The organism is Spirillospora sp. NPDC046719, from assembly GCF_040645715.1.
GTDB lineage: Bacteria > Actinomycetota > Actinomycetes > Streptosporangiales > Streptosporangiaceae > Spirillospora.
The window spans coordinates 621-17,842 of sequence record NZ_JBEYYT010000008.1 but is presented as its reverse complement, the minus strand read 5'-3'; the positions used below and the strand labels follow the sequence as shown (position 1 = coordinate 17,842).

The window sequence follows — 17,222 nt, the reverse complement described above, 5'->3', positions numbered from 1 at the left end:
CCACCATCGTGCATGCCACCGCGTCCACTGTGTCGGTGTGGCCGGTGAGCGGTTCGCCGCGCGGGGCGCCGGTGGTCAGGTCCCACACCCGCACCGTCCCATCGGCGCCGCCGGTGACGGCGACCGGGCGGCCGTCCACCATCGTGCATGCCACCGCGTCCACTGTGTCGGTGTGGCCGGTGAGCGGTTCGCCGCGCGGGGCGCCGGTGGTCAGGTCCCACACCCGCACCATCGCATCCCCACCCCCGGTGACGGCGACCGGGCGGCCGTTCAACTCGGTGCACGCCACCGCGTGCACCCGGCTGTGGCCGTTAAGGACGCCGAGGTTCGCGCCGCTGATCTGGCCACCGGTCGACCAGAGTGGTCGCCATATCGACTCGTTGCTGGCGCCTTGCGAAGCTGCGAAGAGACCAGGGATTTGGTGGCGAGCGGCGTCAATATCCAGCAGTGTGCGGCGTGCTTGTGGCGTCAGGTTCCGATGTCGGTGGGCGGAGGTGTGATACAGGGCGGCGTAGCGACGGGCGCGCTCGCCGTGAGCGCGGTTCAGTAGTGGTATCAGCCCGGTGGGGTCGGCGTGGACGAGGAATTCGGGGTCGGTGAGCAGCTCGTCGAGTCGGCCGGCGGCGGCGGCGTGGTCGGCGGCGTGGGTCAGGGCGTAGTGGTCGGCGGTCGCCCACGCGCGTGGCCGCTCGGCTGGTGTCGGCCTCGGTCGAGGATCCGCCGGTTGGATTGTGGTGCGGGGTGTTGTGGGGAGCGTCGGGGGCGCCGCGGGGCCGTCGGTGGCGCGAGCGGGCAGGAGCCGTTCCAGGATCTGGGCTTCCCAGTGGCGGGGGCTGGTGGGGGGCGGGGTCATGGGGCGGTGGGGTGGTGGCGCAGGTAGTCGGTGAGGCCTTGGTGGAACAGCCGGTAGTGGATGACGCCGCGGTGGTCGGGGGTCAGCCGCAGGTAGAAGCGGATGTTGGCCAGGCTGGCCTGGGCCTGTTCGAAGGTCGGGTCCGCGACGGGGCGGCCGGCGGGCTGGGTGTCGGGGTGGAAGACCGGGGCGACGTGCATGAGGGTGTCCAGCGGCATGCCGTCGCCGCGGGCGAAGGCGCAGGCGGCCAGCAGCGGCCGCGCCCACTGGTCTTGGCGGCGAGCCTGCAGGTCCATCTCCATTACCTCCGGCAGGCTGAGGGGGACCTGCGCGCCGCGGGCCCGCGCCGCCGCCGGGTCGGCGGGCAGTGCCTGGTCGGTGACCTTGTGGTGGGTGTACAGCGCGGCGACCAGGAACGGGCCCCAGCCGGGATCGTCGGCGTCGGCCACACCGCCCGACAGCCCACCGCTGACATCGCCATAGCCGCTTCCAGAGACGCTGTCAGAGACGCCGCCGTCCAAAGCGCTCCCAAGAGGGCCGGAAGTCGGGTGGGACGGCGAGCGGACCGGTCCGCTGTCCAGCCTCCCGGTCCGCTGAGGGTTCGACGCCGGTGAGGGGGCGGTGGTGAGGGCGGTGGCCAGGCCTTCGGCGAAGGCGGTGCGGGCGTTGGCGTAGGCGGCGGTGTCGTATGGGGCTTGGCGGGCCAGCAGCGCGGTGACGTAGCCGGTGATAGCCCGGCGGACCTCGCCGGCGGGTTCGTCGTCGAGGTCGATCAGCCCGCCGTGGGCGCGGGCGCGTTCCAGCAGCGGGGTGAACTGCCGCCAGCGGCGGGTGCCCACCAGCAGTCGGCAACCACCGCCGCCCCACGCATCGCCGTCCCGCCCACCGCCGTCGCGCTCGTGGTGGGTTTCCTGGCCTCCGGCGCGGTCGGCCAGCCGCAGCAGCAGTTGCAGAAGCTCGGCGGGTTGCGCGGCCTCGTCCAGAGCATCGATCACGACCACCGGGGGTGTGGACGCTGCCGTGATGCCCTCGAGCAGGTCCTGCATGCTCCACCCCTCCCGCCACGTCGCCTGCCGCCCCTCCCGTCGCGCCGCTTGCGCCGGTGAGCCTGCCGCGCCGGTCGCCGCATCGGCGGCACCGCCGCGCGCTTCGGCGCCCGAGCCGGCGGTGTCCGCGGGGTCGGGGTTCGTGCCGTTGGGGGGTGGTAGCCGCAGCTGGCGGGCCAGGGAGTCGATGACCTGCTGGGTGGTCAGCTGCCGGGCGTGCACGGCGACCAGGTCCTGGTTGCGCGAGGGTACGTGCGCGAGCCGGTTCCACGCCGGGTCGGTCGCGGTGCGCAACTGCGGATGCGCGGCGCACACCAGCACCCCCAGCAGCGCCGACTTGCCCGAGCCGGGGCTTCCGGTCACCACTCGCAACCTCCCGCCCGCGACCCTCCCGCCCTCAGCGCCCTCGACCGCGGCCCGCTGGACCGCAGTGCCATCTGTCGTTGGTCCGGCTGATGCGCTGGCGGTTGTCCCTGTCCCGTCCAGCCACGCCGACAGCTGGTGCAGTAGCCGGTCGCGGCCCTGGAACAGTCCGGTGGCCATGCGCGGGAACAGGCCGGAGGCGTAGGCGCGGTCGATGAAGTGCACGGGGTCCAGGCCCACCGCCAGGTCACCGATGCCCGGGTCGATGCCCTCGGGGAGCTGGTCGGCGTCGTGCGGTTTCCGGTTGGGGAAGAACCGGAACCGGGGCACATCGTCCAGCAGGGAGTGCAGGCTGGAGGTCACCTGCTGGCCGTATCCGGGGGCGGCGACCATCGCCTCGATGTCCCGGGCGACCTGACCGGGACTCACGAAGTCGAACCCGCGGGCGACGTCGTAGTGGCCGTCGGCGACCTTGGTCAACGCCGTGATGGCGGCGCGGGTGAAGTTGGCGTCGTAGGCGGGGTCGGCGGCTGCTGAGGCGGCCAGCACCACGCTGCGGCGCCGCCCGATCGTCAGTTGGTGTGGCAGCCGGGTCGCGGTCCCGGCCCGGCACACATCCAGCAGCACCAGCGTCGCCGGCGCGGCCGGGTCGCGGTCGATCTGCTTCAGCCAGTCCTCGACGTCGGTGGCGGCGCCGTGCTCGCCGTCCCCGCCGCACACCTCCAACCCCCCGATGTTCACCGGTTTGGCGCCGTGGCTGAGCACATGCACGATCCGCAGCCCGTCGGCCGGCATCGGCTCGGCCAAGAACCCCCGCACCGCGGCGCCGAGCTCGGCGGCGGGCGGGTCGTCCTCCAGCACGGTGCAGTCGTAGCCCAGCCCCTGCAACGCCGCCACCATCTCGCCCCGCAGCGTGCCCGCGTCGGGAATGTCGGCCAGGGTGCCCGGCGCGGGTTCCTGCTCGCCGCTGGAGAACGACCCGATCACCGCGCACAACGCCCGCCGTGTCGGACCCTCCACCCCCAGCCCCTTCCATCCGGCGGCGCCTCCCCGGCGCCCGCCGGCCGGCGGGCCCAGAACCGGAGAGTAACGGTCTCTTCCCCAGCGGCTCGGCGAATCAGTCAATCCCGTCCGGTTCCGGTCCGGCACCCGGCGATCTCGGATTTCCGCCCGTCGCCGGTGGTCGAGCACTCGGCGAGCCGCCCGCACATGAGCCACTCGCCGTGCGATCCACCGCGCCACGGGACGCCGGGGAAGCCCCTGCGGCCGGCCGGCGGGTGGGACATCATGAAGGGCACCCACGACTCCCGGTCCGCACGGTCACCGGCCCGGAGAGCGGAGCAGATGCTCGTGGGCTCGGGGACCGAGCCGGACCCGGCGGAAAGGGGCGGTGGCGTGGCGGTGACGGACGCGAGCGTCTGGGAGTCGCGGGTGCTGGACCGGCTGCTGCCCCGCATCACGGCACCCAGCGATCCAGACGCCGACACGGGCGCTGCCCGTGATGCCACGGAAGGCGACACTGCGACGCGGGCGTGGGTGGAGGCGGGCGAGTACGAGCTGCGGCACGCCGCGCAGCACGCCGCCGCCGCCGGACGCCTCGATGAACTGCTGACCGATCCGCAGTTCCTGGTCCACGCCGCCCCCGAGACACTGCTCCCGCTCCTGCACCGCGCGCACAGCACGCGGGCCCGCCGCAACGCCGCGGTGTACCGGACCTCGATCCCAGAGCACCGCACCCGCACGGCTCGAGCACGCCAAGACGTGCTCGCCGTCGACGCACTGCGCCACCAGGCGTCCGCTCTCTCCCATGCCCTGCGTCCTAGCGCCGCCCGGTTCCCATGGCGTCCGGCGTGGATCACCCGCAGCCAGATCAGCCCTGCCCACCGCTCCACCATCACCGGCCACGACGGCCTGGTGGGGGCGGTGGCTTGCACAATGTTGAACGGTCGGCCGGTCGCCGTCGCCGTCGCCGGCGGCGTCGATGGGACGGTGCGGGTGTGGGACCTGGCCACTGGCGCTCCGCATGGCGAGCCACTCACCGGACATGACGGCGGGGTGCACGCGGTCGCCTGCACGGTGCTGGACGGTCGGCCCGTCGCCGTCACCGGCGGCGGCGATGCGACGGTGCGGGTATGGGACCTGGCGACCGGCGCTCCGCATGGCGAGCCACTCACCGGACATGACGGCGGGGTGCGCGCAGTGGCCTGCACGGTACTGGACGGTCGGCCCGTCGCCGTCACCGCCGGCACCCGCGATGAGACGGTGCGGGTGTGGGACCTGGCCACCGGAACCCAACTGGGTGAGCCCCTCACCGGCCACACCGACGGGGTGGACGCGGTCGCCTGCACGGTGCTGGACGACCGACCCGTCGCCGTCACCGGCGGCGGCGATGCGACGGTGCGGGTATGGGACCTGGCCACCGGAACCCAACTCGGTGAGCCCCTCACCGGCCACACCCGCGGGGTGGACGCGGTCGCGTGCACGGTGTTGGAGGGCCGACCCGTCGCCGTCACCGGCGGCACCCGCGATGAGACGGTGCGGGTGTGGGACCTGGCCACCGGAACCCAACTGGGTGAGCCCCTCACCGGCCACACCGTCGGGGTGGACGCGGTCGCCTGCACGGTGCTGGACGGCCGACCCGTCGCCGTCACTGGCGGCGGCGATTGGACGGTGCGGGTGTGGGACCTGGCCAGCGGCGCCCCGCGCGGCGAGTCCCTCACCGGCCACACCCGCGGGGTGGACGCGGTCGCGTGCACGGTGTTGGAGGGCCGACCCGTCGCCGTCACCGGCGGCGGCGATGGGACAGTGCGGGTGTGGGACCTGGCCACGGGAACTCTCGTCGGTGAGCCGCTCACCGGCAATAGGGGCTGGATGGACACGGTGGCGTGCACGGTGTTGGAGGGCCGGCCCGTCGCCGTCACCGGCGGCGGCGATGGGACGGTCCAGGTGTGGGACCTGGCCAGCGGCGCCCCGCGCGGCGAGTTCCTTACCGGCCACACCCACGGGGTTTACGCCGTGGCGTGCACGGTGCTGGACGGTCGGCCCGTCGCCGTCACCGGCGGCACCGGCGATGAGACGGTCCGGGTGTGGGACCTGGCGACCGGCGCTCCGCATGGCGAGCCGCTCACCGGCCACCACGGCGGGGTCCACGCAGTGGCGTGCACGGTGCTGGAGGGTCGGCCCGTCGCCGTCACCGGCGGCACCGGCGATGAGACGGTGCGAGTGTGGGACCTGGCCACGGGAACTCTGGTCGGTGAGCCGCTCACCGGCCACGACGGCATTGTGTGGACGGTGGCGTGCACGGTGTTGGAGGGGCGGCCCGTCGCCGTCACCGGCGCTGTCTTCGATCGGGCGGCGCGGGTATGGGACCTGGCCACCGGCGCCCCGCGCGGCGAGCCCCTCACCGGCCACACCCACGGGGTTTACGCCGTGGCGTGCACGGTGCTGGAGGGTCGGCCCGTCGCCGTCACCAGCGCTGTCTTCGATGAGACGGTGCGAGTGTGGGACCTGGCCAAGGGTGTAGTGGTGCACCGTTTCGACTTCCCGCGCGCGGTGTCGGCGCTAGCGATGCCGGAGGATGGGCGGGCACTGGTAGTGGGCTTTGGCTGGGAGGTCGGCTGCCTGACCTCCCAGCCCTTAAGCCCATCACCCGAGGACTCGGCCACGGGCAAACACGCTGCCGCGGAAACGCCTTCGGTCGCGGCCCCGCCGAGCGCCGGGCTCCCGACCTGGTCAGAGCCACCCCGCCAACAGCCCGCTTGGGGTGGCTTCTCGGTAGAAGCCATCGATTTCACCAACGCCGCGGTCGTGAGTGGGGTGCTCGGTAACCGCGCCGACGCCGGCTTGGTCGCGACCGTCCGGCGGCTGCTTCGGCGCCATCACCCTCCCCGGGACAGACCACCGATCCGGTCGCTGATGACCGACGCGCAGGTTGTTCGTGCGGCCATGGACGCCGCCGTCGCCGTGGGGCATTCCCGCCGCCGCATCCGCTACATGGACATCGAACGCATCGACCCCCACGGCCCAGAGCCCGACCACCGGGTGGTGATCCTCCGCCTCACCCGGAGCAGGCGCCTGCTGGTCGTTCACCTGTACCCCTACGACCCAGGCCGCTACGAGATCCGCACGATCAGGATCTTCGGGCGGCGGCGACCGCCGCGCTCTGCACGGCCCCACTGACCGCTGGGAGCCACCGATGCTTGCTGACCCGTTCCCCGATCCGACGCTGCCGCCGCCGCCCGACGGCGCCAAGCCCGTCGCGACCCGCGTCCGGCGGGTGGGCGGCCGCACGCTCTGCACATCGTGGAACGCCTGATCGCCGATCCGCCGCCCGGCTCGTACTCGCTAGCCGGTGTGCAGACCAAGGCCGCCACCCGCCGCCAGCTGACCGGCCACCGAACGGCCCGTGCCTCCGAACGCACCCCTGGCGCCGAGGAACGTGTGCGGGTCCTCGACCGCGCGGCTGGCGGAAGCGGCGCATGGCGATCAGGCGCCCGACCATCACCGGCCGGTTCAACGGCAGGCATGCCGGATCCGGACGCAACGGATCGTTGTCCCGCAGGTGATCGCAGGATCCCGGTAAGCGACGAGTGACTCCCGCGCCTCTGGATTGAGTAGCTGACCGGTAACACATTGTGCTCGCACCCCGCGTCCCTCAATCCCGAAGAGGTTCGATGCACAGCTCCCTGGCCGCAAGGTTCGGGCGGGTGCGCCGGACAATCGCGCTGGTCGGGCTGGTCACGCTGACGCTCGGCGTGCTAGCTCCCGCAGCCTCGGCGGTCCCGCCACACCACATCAGGTTCTCCGCCGACGACGCCTCCAGCGGCCTTCGCCGCATGTCTCCCTCGCCCGCTCCCAACCGGGCGACCGGCCCGGGCGGGCACACTCGCCAGGCCAAGGCCATCTGGGACATCCCAGCCCGAGGTCATGCGCAGTCCGTGGCCGCCTGTGCGGAGATGACGCGGTTCACCTCGTGTGAGACCCGCACCGGCCGGGTGCTGCGGCTGGTCGACGGCGTCCCCCATGGAGAGGCCGACTACCGCTCCACGCTGGAGCTGACCACCAAGGTCAACTCTCCGTCGTTCACCGTGAAGCTGACCAGGTCCTGTCCTCAAGCCTGCCCGCGGGGTCGGGCGCCGACTTCGACCCCGATTGCGACTACCCCTGCTCCACCAGCAGTTCCCTGTCGGGTTCGATGGCCGCCGGCGCCAGCTACAGCGGCACCTTCTCCTACCTCGACACCACCCGCTCCCACCACGAACCCGAGCTGGCCGTCAACATCACCCCGCGCATCCCCGAAGCCGACACCACCACGACGGGACACGGCGTCCTGCAGATCAGGGTCCGCTGCGACGACGAGTTCGAGGGCCTGCTGGCCGGCTGTATCAACCCCGCCTACATCCCGACCATGACGAGTATGACCCAGCTGCCCGACATCGCCGACAACATCCGCGGCATCCAGGCCCGCGGGGGCTACGGCGTGCCCGGTAAGCCGGCCTTCGCGCTGCATCGCGAAGCCGACCCGGCCGAGCAACGCGAGAACCGCGAGGAAGCCTGCAACATCCGTGTCACCGGACCCCGCCCGGCTGGCAAGTTCTGCGACGAGTACCCCTTCGCCTCCACCAAGGAAGGCGGCAACGCCCTGACCGGGATGGGGCACGGCTGGGCCTTCGTCCCCACCGACCAGCAAAACAAGCAAGCGGGGTTCATCACCGGCTTCTACAAGCAGAACCGCGTCATCGACAACGACCCCTTCTACGTCCAAGTCTAGCCCGTGGCGGGTCCAGGCACCAGCGCTGGCACCGGCGCCGGCCAAGGACCGCACTCGATGGATCTCCCGCCGCTCGCTCGCAGGGCGCGGCGGCGGGAGACCGCCTGGGCAGGAACGTGGATATGAACGCACCCCAGGAGCCCCCGCGCCCGGTGACGCTGCCGGTCAGCGACTGGCTGCAAGTCGACGCGGTGCTCGACAACGAAGCCTCTCTCGGCGCCGGTGACGACCAGGTCGCCGAGCTGGCCCTGCGTATCCGTGAGACCGGATGGGCGCAACTGCCCGACTGGCCCACCGAACCCGCCGGATTCACCGCCTGGCCCCACCCGGACCAGACCGTCACCGTGCCACTGACCCCACCCCAATGGGCCCTCACCCTCACCGCGCTGGACCGATGGGCTCACGTGGCAGAGCGCACCACCTCCCGCGACAGCCACCTGGACGCCCACCGGCTGCAGACGATCGCCACAAAGATCAGTCAGCAGCTCCATGCGCCCTCCTAGACAGCCCAGAGCGCTGGCACCGCCTACGTGAGGCGCGAAGCCAGCACTCCCTGCGCCAACGACCCCGAAGACACCGTCACCGACAAGCCCTGCACCCGGTGGGCCTGCAGCGACCCTGAACACATCGGCAACACCTTGGGAGACCGGACGCGCGCCGGAAGCCGAGCCCGACGGCCAGGTCGCCGACGCCTCCGCGCCCGGGACCTGGGCCTGGACGGCGCTCGCCGACCGAGCCCGACAGGGGCATGGGCTGTTGCTGCGGCTGTCGCTGCCGTCGCGGCGGCCAGCGCACCCCCGACACCTACCGGGCCTGGGAGCTCACCGGGCGAGCCAAGGACGAGCTGCGCGACACCCCGGCCTGGCAGAGCGACACCTTCCAGCCCGACGGGCCCACGCCACCAGGCCGTCCAACGAGCCAGGCAAAGCTCGGGGCGCAGCTCGAAGAACTACTACGTGACGGACATGCCTATACCGCGCCGAGCCTCTGACCAGCGTGTTCGCTCAATAGCCCCAGATAACGATGGAACATCGGCATCCCGGACATGGAGTCGCTGGTTGGCCTATTGAAGGTCATCAAGCTCAAGGCCGTGGCGGTCGACCCCGCGCACCGTTCGGGCGGAATCGCCGCAGCGCTCATCGCCTCGTGCCGCCAGATCTACAGCCAACTGCGCTACCTGCTGCTGTACGGGCAGTTCGAGGCCGGGAGCGGCCTGGAGACCTACTACAAGCGGCAGGGCCTCACGGTGCTGAAAGAGGGACAGGGCGTCAAGCTGACCATGTTCAGCGTGCCGGCCGGGATCTACACCGACCCCTCGGAACGCTTCTTCGCCTGCGACCTGTGATCCCGCCGCTGTCGGGGGCAGCCGGAAGCCCACCTCACTCATCGGGCAGGACGACGTAGACGCCCGTACGCTCCGGGTCCGGCGGGTTGGCCTGCACGACGACCGTCATCGAGGCCGGCAGGCCCGCCTCCTCCAGGCTGAACACGCAGCTCCAGGAGCGCGCCGAACCGCGCAGCGAAGCGAGCCGCTTCACCTTCATGGAGGTAATCCCGCTCTGGTCGTAGCGCAGCCTGATCGGCCGCGCCACGACCAGGCGCAGTCGGTCCGGGTCTCGGATGCTGAACTTGATGGAGGCGGCGGCTCGGGCCATCTCCACCGCATCACCGGCTCGTAGGGCCCGTCGTCCCAGGAGCCGCCTCCGGCCCGACCAGCGTCCACCCAGCGACCGGCACGCCGCCCTGAGGAGGTCATAGCCCGCGTTCCCGACGGCGCCGCTGAGGATCGCTCCGGTGATGAACGAGGCTACCTCGGGCAGCCCGAACCCTCCGGCGGTGGGCTCCGGGCTGACGTAGAGGCGAGAGCCGTCCCGCAGGCCGGCTTCGTGGAGCGTCGCGCCAGAGTCGAGCCGCAGCAGCTCGGAGGTGGCGGGGTCCTCCACATCGACGATCAGCCGGAACCTCCGGGCGCCGGGCACCCCGTAGGCGTCCCGCATGAACTCCGCCGCGAACTCCCGGACCATCATGTCCGCGGGGATCTGGCTGACCCCAAACTCCGCGCGGTCCGGCCCGTACACGACGAGGTCGAGGGCGGCTGGCGGATCGTCTGATGCGTCCATGGGGCTCACGCCCTTCGTCATTGTGCGGCAGGCTCCTGGTCCGCGGCAGGCGCGCCAACGGAGTGGGTCCGGTCCACGGCCGGACCCACAGCAGACCGCCAGCGGACCCCGCCGCGATGTGCTGATCCCATGACAGCACTTCTCGCGCAGATCGTTGTGCCGCTGCTGGTCGCCGCTGTTCCATTTTGCACACACACCGCCTCGCCCCGCCCAGGCACCCCGGAATGATCCAGAACGACCGCGAACGACCTGGAACGCTTCCGCGAACGCCGGCGAACAGAGCCGAACACCCTCGACCGGTTTCGACCGGAGATGAACACCGGCGACCGGAGGGTAGCGCCGGCGAACCACCGGCGAACGGCGTTGCACGACTCTGAACAGCGTTAAACGATGTTGAACGTTAGGCGGTGTTAAGCGGCGTTGAACGGAGCGGAACGGAGCGGAACGGCTGGCCGGTGGCGGCCTTGAGACGGGTGAACGCCGGATCCGCTGCAAGCGTCTGAACGGCATGGGCGGGCAACAGGGCGGGGCACGGCGACCGGCGCGGCTGATCCCGGTGTGGGCTGCGCTGGCGGCCACGTTCATCGCAGCCGTGGCGATCACCGGGACGATACTGTGGCTGGGACTGCACCTTCTCGACGTGCACGGCGTCAAGCACGAGAAGCAGGTCACCTCATCGGTGCTGTTCGACCTGGTGAAGCTGTCGTTCGCGTTCGTGGCCGGGCTGGGCGGCCTGGTGGCCCTGGTCGTGGCCTACCGCAAGCAGCGCACGGAGGAGAACGCCGCGCTCCGTGAGGACACCAAGCTCCACAGCGACCGGTTCACCGCCGCGGTGGCGCAGCTCGGCGACGCCTCCCCCGCCGTCCAGTTGGGCGGGGTCCATGCGCTGGCCGGCCTGGCCGATGACGCCCCTACCCGCCAGCTACGCCAGACCTGCATCGACGTGCTGTGCGCGTACTTGCGCCTGCCCTACGAACCCGATCCCGATCTGCGAGAGTATGGCCAGAGCGACGCCGAGTACGCCCGTGCCCGTGCCACCTTCCGTGCGATCCGCGAGGTCCGCCACACCGTCATCCGCGTCATCAGCAGCCACCTGCGGAATAACGCCACGGTTTCCTGGCAGGGCTACAATCTCGACTTCACTGACGTCGTCTTCGACGGCGGGGACTTCAGCAATGCGGTCTTCAACACCACGCGGGTCTCATTCCAGGGCGCTCGGTTCAGGCCCGGCACGGTCGGCTTCCGGGCGGCCCAGTTCAAGAGGGGCACGGTCGACTTCAGCGGCGCCAAGTTCGAGGGCGGCCTAGTCGACTTCACGCAGGCTGGGTTCGGGGTGATGAGCCTCAACTTCCGGACCTCCCACTTCAAGAGCGGCACGATCATCTTCCGGGATACCGCCTTCAGAGGCAGCCAAGTCACGTTCGCCGACACCGAGTTCGAGGGCGCCACGGTCGACTTCCAAAGCAGCGTGTTCGACTGCCGCATAGTTGACTTCCGCGGTGCCCAGTTCGCGAACGGGACGGTCGACTTCCGGGAGGCTCGACTCATGGCCAGCACGACGTTCGAGGACGCCAAGTTCGAGGGCGGTCTAGTCGACTTCACACAGGCCGAGTTCGGGGGTATCCGGGAGTTCGGGGGTGAATATGTCTCCTTCCGGAGCGCCCACTTCGAGCGCGGCACCGCGACTTTCCGAGGCACCAACTTCAGAGGGAAAGTAGCATTTAATGACACCAAGTTCGACGGTGCGACGGTCGACTTCCGGGAGGCCATGATTGGGTACCGCTCAGTTGAGTTCCGTGGTGCCCAGTTCGCGGGCGGAACGGTCGACTTCCGTGGGACTCAATTCCAGACTTCCGGTAGCATCCACTTCGATAACGCCGTATTCGGGGACGCCACGGTCGATTTCGAAGGCGCCTCGATGGTGGGCGCCCTCCTCATGTTCGAGACTGCAACCGGGAGGCGGCCCCGCGGCTTGCCGAGGTCGGTGGCTAACCACTTGAGGTCGACGCCTCGCTAAAGGCCCTCGTAGCACGACCTCGCCCGCGCGTCGACCAGTTCGGGTCAGGCGGGTGGGCTCAGTTCGGGAGTTGAATTACTGGGCCGCACTCGCGGAAGGCCTTCTCACGTCGCTCCACCCGGGAGCTTAGAGCACCCCCGTCCGTCACAGCAGGCCAGCACGTTCCAGAACCGTCAGCATGGCGGGCGAAGGCTCTTTGAAGGTGTGCCCACGCTCAAGGCACTTAAAGGACACGCCCCCCTTGGGAACGCGATCAACATGGAACGTAGACCATGACCGACAGATTGGACAGTCTTGCCCAATCAAGAATGGGCGTAGCAAGTGCAACTTATGCCCGGAATCTCGCAGATACAGACTGCCCTTCTCAACATCGTTGCTAGGCACGACCATGCCTCTGGTCGGCACCACCGGATGGTCTCCCATGAGTTCACGGAAGCAAACCTGTGCAGCCCTCTCCAAAGAGTCCCAGCCTACGTCGGTGACATGCAGGAGCGGCAAATCGGCGAGGAACCGAGCCCTTTTAGCCAGCGTGACCAAATCTGCGAAGGCAGCCTGAACAGCGGCCGGTAGGTCGATTGGATCGATCCGTCGCAGATGAGCTTGGTCATTGCGACGGTCGTACAGGCGCTTACGAGCATCAGTGGCGTCTGAGCCCACCAAGAGGCCGGAGATGTCCTGGAGCGGGTGTTCAACCGGTAGATTACGCAAGTGGCGGCTGGTAGCAGCTTCGTCCAGGACAGCGACCCAGTCACCAAAGCCGGGACCACTGCGACCGCTGGCAAGCTTCTCCCTGATCGCCGCCATTGCACCGAAGCTAATCCCCTCGGCCCGGCCAATTGCGAGGGCGACCTGCGCCACGTAACAGAACAGGATCTCGACTGTGTCCAGAATGGCACCGTAAGCAGCGGGTAGCTCACCGGCGCTCATCCGGGCCTCGGTCCCGTCGAGGACGATTACCGCATGCACGACGTGTTCCACCTTTCCTACCTGGCAGTGCTCGGCTGGTCGCCGGTGATGCGGTCGCTGCTGCACCGCAAGCGCCGCTCCAACGCCGAGATGGACGAGGCCGAGGACGGCGGCAGGGCCATCGCCATCGAGGAGGGCGTGTCGGCGCTGGTGTTCGCCTACGCCAGCCGACACAACTTCCTGGATGGCAAGGCCCACATCGACAACGAACTCCTCGACGTCATCGCGTCCATGGTCGGCCATCTGGAGGTGGCCGCGCATCGAGCTGCCGACTGGGAGAAGGCGATCCTCACCGGATACGAGGCATGGAGGGAGCTCCGTCAGACCGACGGCGGCGTGATCGAGGTCGACATGTCCACCCAGACCCTCACGGTCCGCCCGCTCCAGACCCGCGAGCTCGCCCGCGAGTGACTCCGGGCGGCCTACCTGCACCGCTTCAGTAAGAGGTTTCGCTCACCCGGCCGTCGGCTCCGGCCGCCGGCGGCTAAGGTGATCGGCACCCGACCGCGATCACCACCTTCGGATTTCCTCGTGCGGCCGGTCAGCTATCTGGTCGGTGCCCGCTCCCCACCTCCCGCCGGGGCCTCCTCGGGCAACGCGTCGGAAAAGGAGGCCGACACTGCGATCTGCTCGTGCAGGATCCGCCTACATCGCAAAGACGGCGACGACGTCCTGATCGACCTCGCCTGTCAACGACGCGCGAATTCTGACCCCTTGCCGACGAGCGGGTTCCAGTACTTGTCGCAACACTCCTGGTATGTGAAGGGGTGTGGAGTTGGGGCGACGGGGACGTAAGCGGCAGCTGGAGCTTGAGGACGAGTACTGGAGACTCGTCCTGGCCGATGTCGGGACGGTTTAGGCGTGCCGCCAGGTGGGGAACGGCCGCAAGACCGGATACCGGTGGCGGGCCGAGCGGGGTGGCATCCCCCCTCCGGGTGGCGGAGGACTCTCGATCGTCTCGGTACTTGTCGCTGCTGGAGCGGCAGCGTATTTCCACACTGCGCGAGCGCGGCCATGGGGTGCTGGAGATCGCTCGTCGGCTGGGCCGGGCGCCCTCGACGGTCTCGCGGGAGCTGAAGCGCAACGTGCGGCCGCACGACAGGGCATTTACGACGCCGACCTGGCGCACGCCCGCGCTCGGGGCAACGCAAAGCACATGCTCTTCACCGAGTTCGCGGCCATCGAGGACTGTTTCGAGAACATTGAGAAGGGTGCGCGGCAAGCGATCTGGCAGATCGACGAGCAGGCGAACATGCGCCGAACGAACCAAGTGGCCCGAGCAAACGCGAACCACATGTGTGCCACGTGGATGCACAGGTCAGCACGTCACACACACGAAGATCGTTCGGCAAAGTCGGCTTTGCGAGTGACGTTCAGGAACGTAGGTCTTGCGCATCGGCCGAGCAGATCTCGGTGACGCGGTCGGCCAGCATGTACAGCAGGCTGATCAGGACCTGGTCGCACAGGCTGGTCGCCTGCTTGGCGACGGCCCGGACGCCGTCCTTTTCGAGGATCCGGGCGGCGGTGGAGGGGTCCTGCTCGTCGACCTTCGGCGTGACCTCCTCGGACACCGGGTTGCGCGGCGGCTGGTCCATCACCTGGGAGGCGTAGCCGTAGAGACGCGACAGCGACACGGTGTACCGCCTGATCGACCGCGCGGACAGCTCTGGGTCGACCAACCGAAGCGGCATCGAGTGATCCTTAAGGAGGTCTGCGGTGGCGTCCCGCACGAAGACCAGTGCGCCTCGGAGTGGAACGCGCCCGGGGACGTGGTCAAGGAGAGGCTCGGCGCCGGGCCGGGGGCGGGGTGGTCCAGGGCAGCATGCGGAAGGCGCGGTCGCTGATCGCGGTGGGGGCGTACAGGGCGGTGAGCACGACGGTGACGGTCAGCGCGGCTTCCAGCAGGGTGAGGGTGATCGCCAGCCAGGGGGCGGCGAGCCAGAGCGCGGCGTGCGCGCTGGCGACGGTGGTGGCCGCGCCGATGGTGGTCGCCGGGGACCGGCGGCGGTATGGGTGTCGTGCTGGCATAACGGCAGGTTGGCCGGCTGGTCCCGGTGTCTTGAAGGGGGTTTGGACTAGATCGGACCCATGCCGGTTGTGTCGCAGGTGAGGTGTTCACGTGTCGGGGTCCGGCAGTATCCGGAGAGTTCGGACATCCGCACGGGGCTCGGCAGCCGGGCGTGAAGAGGGGTGGCCTCGTTGCCGCGTACACCAGAGGACTTTGGTCGCGCGTTCACTGCTCTGCTGAGCGCGGCCGGCCTGTCCCCGGACCGGCTGCTGCGCAAGCGTCCCTGGGTGGTGGGGCGCAGCACGCTGTACTCGTGGAAGGGCGGCCGGAACCTGCCCGAGGACACTGCGCCGCTGCTGGCGGTGGTGGAGCTGTGCCTGGAGGCGGCTGCGGCCGCCGATCTGGGTGAGGCGCCCGGTGACATCGGCGGGTGGATGGCGCTGGTGGCCGAGGCCAAGCAGACCCGCGATTCCCGAACCGCGCAGCACCGCACCATCCTGCCCGGCGCCGGCCCTGGTGGCGGCCCGAACGGCGCCATGGATGGTGCCGCGGGCGGTGGTGCGGGTGGCGGGGCGCGGTTCATTGGGCGGTGGGATCCGGTGGCGTTGGGGGTGCATCGGGCGATCGGCGGCGGTGCGTTGCCGCCGTATGTTCGCCGGGCCCACGACGATGTGCTGTACAGGCTGCTGGACCCGGCGCCGGCCGCCAACCGGCTGGTGGTGCTACGCGGCGGCTCCTCCACCGGCAAGTCCCGCGCCGCCTACCAAGCGGTGCAGGACCGGCTGCCTCACTGGCCGGTGGCGTATCCGCGGACCGCCGCCGCGCTGCTGAGGCTGCTGCAGGGCGGTGTTGCGGCACGGTCGGTGCTGTGGCTGAACGAACTGCGCGACTACGCCGACGACCCCGCCGGCACGGATGCCCTGTTCGCGCTCGCCGACCTGCTGACCGGCCGCGACCACATCGTGGCGATGACCACGCTGTGGCCGTCGTTCTGGAAGACCTACACCACCGACCCCCGCAACGGTCAGCCAGGTGCCGCCGATCCGAACCGGGCTGTTAGGCATCTGCTGGTGGCGCTGCCCGACCTCACTGGCCGCTCCCCCGCCGACGTCGACGCCGCCGCCGACAGCGGCGGCGGCGTGCTCGACCTCGCCGCCCACTTCACCGACCAAGACCTGCACGCCGCCCGCCGGCGCGGCGACCGCACCCTGGACGAGGCGATCACCGCCGCCGAGCAAGCGGGGGCAGCCCGGCAGGTGACCCAGTACCTAGCCGGCGTCTTCGATCTGCTCGAGCACTTCCAAGGCGCCGGCGCCGCCCCCTTCGGACAGGCACTAATCACCGCCGCGATCGACGCCATCCGCATGGGATGCCGCCCCCCGCTCCCGCAGCCACTGCTCCAACAGGCAGTCGTCGGCTATCTGGCTCCCCAGCACCGCGCGCTTACCCAGGAGCAGTGGAGCGCACGGCTGGCGGAGGGATGGAAATACGCCACCCGCGAACTCAAAGGCGCGGTACAGGCGCTGCGGCCGGTTCCACCCGGCGACGACATCGGCGTGGCTGGCTACCAACTGGCCGACTACCTTGACCAGCACGGCCGGCTTACCCGCATCGACCAGATTCCGCCGCACAGCCTTTGGATCGCCACAGCCGCCCACGCCCACCCTGCCGACCAGGCCACACTCGCGAACGTCGCCTGGGACCGGGGCCTGTACCGCGACGCCACCCAACTCCACAAGAATGCCACTACCCACGGAAACCCATCCGCAGCACACGCGCTCGTCGATCACCTGCACGCACTGCACCCGGCCGACCACCGCCCAGCAGCCTATGCCACCGTGCACGTCGCCCTCGCCGCCCCAGGCGCCGTCGCCAACTTGCTGTTGATGTTGCAGTGGATGGAGGCGGATGAGCAGCTGGCGGCACTGGTGGCCCGTGACCCCGCCACGCACGCCACCCTCGATGACCCGTACGCCGTCGCCTTCCTGCTGGACCAGCTGCGGGAGGTCGGGGCGGATGAGCAGGTGACCATGCTGGCCGACCGAGCCGCCACACACGCCACCCTCGACAACCCACGCG

12 protein-coding genes and 2 pseudogenes are annotated in these 17,222 nt (G+C 70.1%); 8 read left to right on the top strand and 6 right to left on the bottom strand.

Annotated elements, in window-relative coordinates:
• Both ABZ914_RS02935 and ABZ914_RS02930 read right to left on the bottom strand, forming a co-directional pair.
• The coding region (locus ABZ914_RS02935; protein ID WP_500191237.1) for a WD40 repeat domain-containing protein at nt 1–853 on the bottom strand (853 nt) is incomplete at its 3' end.
• The gene (locus ABZ914_RS02930) at nt 850–3,282 is read right to left on the bottom strand and encodes an AAA family ATPase (RefSeq protein WP_500191235.1); all 2,433 of its coding nucleotides are present in this window, start codon (nt 3,280–3,282) and stop codon (nt 850–852) included. The genes ABZ914_RS02935 and ABZ914_RS02930, both read right to left, overlap by 4 nt.
• A 375-nt stretch (nt 3,283–3,657) precedes the next feature.
• On the opposite strand from ABZ914_RS02930, the gene ABZ914_RS02925 reads away from it, so the two are divergent.
• The 4 genes from ABZ914_RS02925 (at nt 3,658) to ABZ914_RS02910 (ending at nt 9,377) form a co-directional block, all read left to right on the top strand.
• Nucleotides 3,658–6,441, top strand: coding sequence for a WD40 repeat domain-containing protein (locus ABZ914_RS02925; RefSeq protein ID WP_500191234.1), 2,784 nt, complete (start codon nt 3,658–3,660; stop codon nt 6,439–6,441).
• Between the two features lie 1,015 nt (nt 6,442–7,456).
• On the top strand, nt 7,457–8,032 hold the full coding sequence (locus ABZ914_RS02920; protein ID WP_500191233.1) for a NucA/NucB deoxyribonuclease domain-containing protein: 576 nt from the start codon (nt 7,457–7,459) through the stop codon (nt 8,030–8,032).
• Nucleotides 8,033–8,184: 152 nt separating this feature from the next.
• Nucleotides 8,185–8,535 carry a hypothetical protein gene (locus ABZ914_RS02915; protein ID WP_500191231.1) on the top strand — a complete coding sequence of 117 codons (351 nt, stop codon included), beginning with the start codon at nt 8,185–8,187 and terminating at the stop codon, nt 8,533–8,535.
• Between the two features lie 563 nt (nt 8,536–9,098).
• A complete protein-coding gene (locus ABZ914_RS02910; protein ID WP_500191229.1) occupies nt 9,099–9,377 on the top strand; it encodes a GNAT family N-acetyltransferase in 279 nt (92 codons plus the stop codon).
• Between the two features lie 34 nt (nt 9,378–9,411).
• On the opposite strand, the gene ABZ914_RS02905 is transcribed toward ABZ914_RS02910, so the two are convergent.
• Nucleotides 9,412–10,152, bottom strand: a complete 741-nt coding sequence (locus ABZ914_RS02905; RefSeq protein ID WP_500191228.1) for a hypothetical protein — start codon at nt 10,150–10,152, stop codon at nt 9,412–9,414.
• Nucleotides 10,153–10,660: 508 nt separating this feature from the next.
• On the opposite strand from ABZ914_RS02905, the gene ABZ914_RS02900 reads away from it, so the two are divergent.
• Nucleotides 10,661–12,169 carry a pentapeptide repeat-containing protein gene (locus ABZ914_RS02900; RefSeq protein WP_500191226.1) on the top strand — a complete coding sequence of 503 codons (1,509 nt, stop codon included), beginning with the start codon at nt 10,661–10,663 and terminating at the stop codon, nt 12,167–12,169.
• A 144-nt stretch (nt 12,170–12,313) separates the two neighbouring features.
• On the opposite strand, the gene ABZ914_RS02895 is transcribed toward ABZ914_RS02900, so the two are convergent.
• Complete coding sequence (locus ABZ914_RS02895) at nt 12,314–13,147, bottom strand: hypothetical protein (protein WP_500191225.1); 834 nt, start codon at nt 13,145–13,147, stop codon at nt 12,314–12,316.
• On the opposite strand from ABZ914_RS02895, the gene ABZ914_RS02890 reads away from it, so the two are divergent.
• On the top strand, nt 13,130–13,546 hold the full coding sequence (locus ABZ914_RS02890) for a MazG C-terminal domain-containing protein (protein ID WP_500191223.1): 417 nt from the start codon (nt 13,130–13,132) through the stop codon (nt 13,544–13,546). The genes ABZ914_RS02895 and ABZ914_RS02890 overlap by 18 nt on opposite strands.
• Nucleotides 13,547–14,006: 460 nt before the next feature.
• Nucleotides 14,007–14,220, top strand: a pseudogene (locus tag ABZ914_RS02885) (helix-turn-helix domain-containing protein); the annotation flags it as partial.
• 288 nt (nt 14,221–14,508) lie between these two features.
• On the opposite strand, the gene ABZ914_RS02880 reads toward ABZ914_RS02885, so the two are convergent.
• Together ABZ914_RS02880 and ABZ914_RS02875 are read right to left on the bottom strand one after the other, a co-directional pair.
• On the bottom strand, nt 14,509–14,826 hold the full coding sequence (locus ABZ914_RS02880) for a hypothetical protein (protein WP_500191221.1): 318 nt from the start codon (nt 14,824–14,826) through the stop codon (nt 14,509–14,511).
• Between the two features lie 82 nt (nt 14,827–14,908).
• Nucleotides 14,909–15,163 carry a hypothetical protein gene (locus tag ABZ914_RS02875; protein WP_500191219.1) on the bottom strand — a complete coding sequence of 85 codons (255 nt, stop codon included), beginning with the start codon at nt 15,161–15,163 and terminating at the stop codon, nt 14,909–14,911.
• A gap of 162 nt (nt 15,164–15,325) precedes the next feature.
• On the opposite strand from ABZ914_RS02875, the pseudogene ABZ914_RS02870 reads away from it, so the two are divergent.
• A pseudogene (locus tag ABZ914_RS02870) lies at nt 15,326–17,222 on the top strand (hypothetical protein); the annotation flags it as partial.

What these genes read in the sequence shown, in the direction of transcription:
- ABZ914_RS02920 (WP_500191233.1), top strand. Translation starts at nt 7,457, where the DNA reads ATGGCCGCCGGCGCCAGCTACAGCGGCACCTTCTCCTACCTCGACACC.
- ABZ914_RS02905 (WP_500191228.1), bottom strand. Translation starts at nt 10,152, where the DNA reads ATGGACGCATCAGACGATCCGCCAGCCGCCCTCGACCTCGTCGTGTAC.
- ABZ914_RS02900 (WP_500191226.1), top strand. Translation starts at nt 10,661, where the DNA reads ATGGGCGGGCAACAGGGCGGGGCACGGCGACCGGCGCGGCTGATCCCG.
- ABZ914_RS02890 (WP_500191223.1), top strand. Translation starts at nt 13,130, where the DNA reads ATGCACGACGTGTTCCACCTTTCCTACCTGGCAGTGCTCGGCTGGTCG.
- ABZ914_RS02880 (WP_500191221.1), bottom strand. Translation starts at nt 14,826, where the DNA reads ATGCCGCTTCGGTTGGTCGACCCAGAGCTGTCCGCGCGGTCGATCAGG.
- ABZ914_RS02875 (WP_500191219.1), bottom strand. Translation starts at nt 15,163, where the DNA reads ATGCCAGCACGACACCCATACCGCCGCCGGTCCCCGGCGACCACCATC.